4 protein-coding genes and 2 rRNA genes are annotated in these 5,318 nt (G+C 42.0%); 3 read left to right on the plus strand and 3 right to left on the minus strand.

The window, feature by feature from the left end; genetic code table 11:
* Together EJN84_RS12075 and rrf are read left to right on the plus strand one after the other, a co-directional pair.
* Window positions 1-92 (plus strand): 23S ribosomal RNA (locus EJN84_RS12075); the annotation flags it as partial.
* A 130-nt stretch (window positions 93-222) separates the two neighbouring features.
* Window positions 223-335 (plus strand): 5S ribosomal RNA (gene rrf, locus EJN84_RS12080).
* 65 nt (window positions 336-400) lie between these two features.
* On the opposite strand, the gene EJN84_RS12085 is transcribed toward rrf, so the two are convergent.
* Entirely contained in the window at window positions 401-1,558 is a 1,158-nt protein-coding gene (locus EJN84_RS12085) for a M24 family metallopeptidase (RefSeq protein ID WP_129595663.1), read from the minus strand.
* 283 nt (window positions 1,559-1,841) lie between these two features.
* On the opposite strand from EJN84_RS12085, the gene rnr reads away from it, so the two are divergent.
* Entirely contained in the window at window positions 1,842-3,989 is a 2,148-nt protein-coding gene (gene rnr / locus EJN84_RS12090) for a ribonuclease R (RefSeq protein WP_129595664.1), read from the plus strand.
* On the opposite strand, the gene EJN84_RS12095 is transcribed toward rnr, so the two are convergent.
* Together EJN84_RS12095 and EJN84_RS12100 are read right to left on the minus strand one after the other, a co-directional pair.
* Window positions 3,990-4,907: a glycosyltransferase family 2 protein gene (locus EJN84_RS12095; RefSeq protein WP_129595665.1), complete on the minus strand. Its 918-nt coding sequence runs from the start codon at window positions 4,905-4,907 to the stop codon at window positions 3,990-3,992.
* A 142-nt stretch (window positions 4,908-5,049) separates the two neighbouring features.
* Window positions 5,050-5,318: ATP-binding protein (locus tag EJN84_RS12100; protein WP_165003980.1), on the minus strand; the 269-nt coding region annotated here is incomplete at its 5' end.

Below are 5,318 nucleotides of genomic sequence, written 5' to 3' on the forward strand. Positions count from 1 at the left end.
GGTGGTTGCAGACGACGACCTTGATAGGCTGCAGGTGTAAAGGCGGTAACGTCAAAGCCGAGCAGTACTAATAACCCGAAAACTTTCTTACAAAGAGCCGGAAAAGGGAGGGTTTGATAAATCTTTTTAGCGGATCGAAAAAGGCGGACTGTAAGTCTTTTTGTTTTACTTTTTACATCATGTTTAATGAAACAGTGCAGCCGAGACGGGCTGTGAACTTATTAAGGTGGTTATAGCGTTGGGGATCCACCTCTTCCCATTCCGAACAGAGAAGTTAAGCCCAATTGCGCCGATGGTACTGCGAAACCATGTGGGAGAGTAGGTAGCCGCCGTCTTATCGACAAGCCCCCGATGTCATATCGGGGGCTTTGTCGTGTTTATTGACTGTCAATCCGTTTTTTTATAATTTTCGGAGTGTTTCGTCCAAGAGCGTGAGTTTTTCGTTTCCTGCTTCTTTGATTACGAACGTATTCTCGATGCCAACGGCTCCGATGCCCGGCAAAACAAATTTTGGCTCATAGGCAAAAGCGATATTGGGTTGCATTATATCTTTTGATCGGGAAGAAAGCACCGGAAGTTCGTTAATCTCAAGCCCTAAGCCATGACCAACGAATTTTGCTTGTTGCATAGTTCCCATGAAATATTCTTTCAATCGATTCTTTTGCACAAAATCAATTGATTTGTTGTATATTTCGGAACACGGCGTTCCCGGTTTTACATTTTCTTCAACCCATTGATTCATTTCGATGGATATTTGATGTGCTTTGTAAGCAATTTCGGGAACATTGCCGATAGCAAATGTTCGGGTCATGTCGCTTTGATAGGGGGTAAAATTACCGGCCATATCAAACATAATCGTCATTCCTTCTGCTAAGGTTATTCCCGAAGCCCCGATCGGAATATAAGGTGATAGTCCCTTCCCGCCCATTGCAAAATCATAAGGTGAAGGAACCGTTGCATTGTCTCCCGCAATTACACTTCCCATAAAAATATCCATATTTCGCCCGAACGATCGGAAGACGCCCAGCGAACCATGCTTACGCACCAAATATTCCACTTCGATTTGAAAATCTATGTCTCGCATTCCTTTGCGATAAAGATGCGGTATTTGCTCGTAAATTTTACTTTGAATTCGAGCCGAAGTGCGCATTTGTTCGATTTCCGATTCTGATTTTATGCTGCGGATTTCTTTCATCTTACCCGAAACGTTTAGCAATTGAGGCATTCCCAATGTTGCTTGAAGCCTATTTCCTTCGCTCATCGATATCGAGTCGGATTCGATAAGGAGTTTATCAGGAATTTTATATCCCAATTCGATGAGTTTATCCGGAATTTGTTCGGGTTTCGAAATATAAAATACATTTTCGCCCAAAATGTCCACCGGTCGTTTAACGAATAGCAATGGATCTCGTTCGGGCAAAATGTACATGAACCCGTCGAAAATGAATCCATTCAGATAAAAAAGATTGATTTGTGAAGTGATGATGCATGCATCGCCTCCAACCTCATGTACGAAATCTCGAACGTTATCGATTCTTTTTCTTAATTCCTGTTCCATCTCTATTATAACTGCAAAAGTATGAAAATCAAAATTACTTATTTTTTACGAGTAGATTCGTTTTATTTGTTGAAAAACGAAATGAATACACGCAAATAAACATTTCTATTTGATTTTGTGCGATTCGGCCTTCGAAATCATGGTCTTTTAACCCTAAATTGAAATTATGAAAAGAGAGAGGTTTCAAAATTCGGATCATTAAACTTTTTTTTGTTACTTTGTTATGACCAAATCGATGATTTGGCGTTTAAATCTTGATTTATCTTCGAAATTCAATAAAAAAATGGCTAAAAACACTTCGGCGCCTAACTCGGCTGCCAAACCAAAGAAGAAAGACCTTGCTCAGGCCGTCATCAATTTTCTTAATCAGAATCGCGACAAGCAATTCAACTATAAGCAAATAGCTGCTGCACTCAACATCAATTCGCAAGAAGGACGGCAAGTCCTTATCAAAGTGCTCGACAAACTGCGCGATGAAGACATTTTGCTCGAAACGTCACGCGGTCGTTATCGTTCCAACAATCGAGGGCTTATTCTCGAAGGGATATTTGAACGACGAAGTAATGGCAAAAACTCTTTCCTTCCGGACGATGATGGCAATCCGGTTTTTGTTTCGGAACGTAATTCGAAACATGCCATGAATGGTGATCGAGTACGTGTGCAATTGCTTGCCAAGCGTAAACGGGCCGATACCGAGGGAGTAGTCCTTGAAGTGTTGGAACGTGCCAAAACAAGGTTTGTGGGGACTTTGGAAGTCCAAAAGCATTTTGCTTTTCTGGTGATGGACAGCAAAATTTTGGCAAACGATATTTTTATTCCGAAGGAAGACTTAAATGGTGCACAAAATGGCGATAAAGTAATTGTGGAAATTGTGGAATGGCCAGAAAAAGCCAACAATCCCGTAGGAAAAGTAATCGATGTGCTCGGTAAACCGGGCGATAACACCACCGAGATGCACGCCATTCTGGCGCAATATGATTTGCCGTATAAATATCCCGAGCAAGTGGAAAAATTTGCTGAAACTATTTCGGAAGCAATTCCTGCAGAAGAGTTCGGCAAACGGGAGGATTTTCGCGAGGTGTTTACTTTGACCATCGATCCGGCTGATGCAAAAGATTTCGACGATGCACTTTCCGTACGAAAGTTATCGCCTTCGACGTGGGAGATCGGTGTCCATATTGCCGACGTATCGCACTACGTGAAACCGGGTGATATCATCGATCAGGAAGCCGAAAATCGGGCAACTTCCATCTATTTGGTGGATAGAACTGTGCCGATGCTCCCCGAACGATTGAGCAATTTGATTTGTTCGCTTCGTCCTCATGAAGAAAAACTGTGTTATTCGGTTATTTTCGAAATGAACGAAAATGCCGAAGTTCTGAAACATCGCATTGTTCATACCATTATCAAATCCGATGTCCGTATGACATACGAAGATGCACAGGCCATTATCGAAACAGGGAAAGGAGATTACAGTACAGAGCTGCTCAAACTTAATGATTTGGCTAAAATACTTCGTGAACGACGTTTTGCCAACGGTGCTATCAACTTCGACAGATACGAAGTGAAATTCAATCTCGATGAAAACGGCAAGCCGCTTGGCGTTTATTTTAAGGAAGCGAAAGATTCCAATAAACTCATCGAGGAATTTATGCTTTTGGCCAACCGGACAGTGGCCGAAACCATTGGTCGCGTACCGAAGGGCAAACATGCCAAAACATTTGTCTATCGTGTGCACGATGTGCCCGATCCCGAAAAGCTGGATGACCTGAATACTTTTATTTTACGGTTTGGACACAAAATAAAAACTTCAGGAACGAAAGTTGAAATTGCAAAGAGTATCAATTCGTTGCTTGATCGGGTAAAAGGTCGTCCCGAAGAAAATTTGATTGAAACAATAGCCGTCCGGTCGATGACAAAGGCTATCTATTCCACCAAAAATGTCGGGCATTATGGCCTTGCATTTGATTATTATACGCACTTCACCTCACCTATTCGTCGCTATCCCGACCTCATCGTTCATCGTTTGCTCGACAGATATCTTATCGAACATGGTTCGAGTGTCGATCAGGCAAAAACGGAAGAAGAATGCAAACATTGTTCGAAAATGGAACAGGTAGCTGCCAATGCCGAACGCGATTCGGTGAAATACAAGCAGGTGGAATTTATGTCGGATAAAGTTGGCAAAGTGTATGATGCCGTCATTTCGGGCGTTACAGAGTGGGGAATTTATGCAGAAATCAACGAAAACAAATGCGAGGGAATGATTCCGATTCGTGAATTGGATGACGATTTTTATGAGCTTGACGAAAAAAATTATCGCCTTGTCGGTCGACGCTCCAAACGCGAATATCGTTTAGGGCAACTCATCACGATTCAGGTGGTGAAGGCCAATCTGGAAAGAAGGCAATTGGATTTTAGATTGGCTTGATTACAAATAGCAATTCGATTGGTTTTTTCTCGTTTCCTTTCGTGTGCGGAATATAGCGGGTGTTTTCCCGATTAATCGAAAGGTGATTCGAATATATTCGCGACTTTCGATTATCTCGCGGGAAGCCCATGATTTCACGGCTTTTTTGTATGCCGCAAGTACGCTATAGGCAAATGCTTTGGCAAAGGAATAAAAGGGATTGACGGCTTCGGTCAAAAAATATACATATTCCGAGTAGAAAAATTGTTCGCGGTTTACCGGCCTTGCTTCACGGTCGTGATATCCGGAAGCCGATTTTACCACACCTATTTTGTACCCGTTTTTGCGAATGCGCTGCGCCAGATTACGGTCTTCGCCATAGTGGGCAAAAATGGGCGCAAAGCCGCCAACTTTTCGGATAACTTCGGTAGGAATAAGCCACATTGCGGCATTGATGAAAGAAAATTCCTCAATTTCAGAAGATAATTCTATATCCTTAGGATTTTTCAAACCCGTGTAGGTGGCAAAGCCAAAATCGAGAGCTGTGCCATCGCCGTTGAAATGAATGGGCGATAAAATGCCATAAACCGGATATCGAAGTGATGCGTTTACCAGTTTTTCGAGTGCATTTGGTTCCAACCATGCGTCCTGGTTGAGCAAAAAAACGTATTCAAATCCTTTTTCCAAAGCATATCGCATTCCGATGTTGTTGGCCTTTCCAAATCCGAGATTTTCTTCGTTTTCATTTAAAATTACCTCAGGATAACGGTTTCGAATGATTTCGCACGTTCGATCTTGCGAGGCGTTGTCGACAACCAGAATGGTTGCCGGCAATGTTGATGCCTGAATGGATGGAATACAACGATCGATCCATGTTTCGAAGTTATAAGAAACAATGATCACACAAATGCTTTGTTCTACGGAATTTGATGAATTCATTCTAACGTGTTACTTTGATAAGACATTTACGAAAAAAAGAGGGTGAGCATTATTGGATATTCCGGTGATGTTGACCCCTCGTTCCGGTGATATTGACCCCTCTTGATGGTTTTATTTTAAAGAACGAAGGAATCTGACAAAATTACATTTTTTTTCTTAGGTTGGATCCTTTTAACTCTATTTTATAGCTCGTATGTATTACACGATCCAGGATTGCTTCAGCAATTGTGGCTTCTGACATTACATCATACCACTGCGCAAAAGGGATCTGGCTGGCAATGATGGTGGATTTCAGTCCATGTCTGTCCTCAATGATTTCCATCATATCGAGCAACTCTTGCCCTTCAAGTGGTTTTAGGCCAAAGTCATCCAGGATTAAAAGATCTGTTTTTGCTGTTCTTTCAATCAGCT

The organism is Seramator thermalis (assembly GCF_004138125.1).
In the GTDB taxonomy this organism is placed as follows: domain Bacteria; phylum Bacteroidota; class Bacteroidia; order Bacteroidales; family Dysgonomonadaceae; genus Seramator; species Seramator thermalis.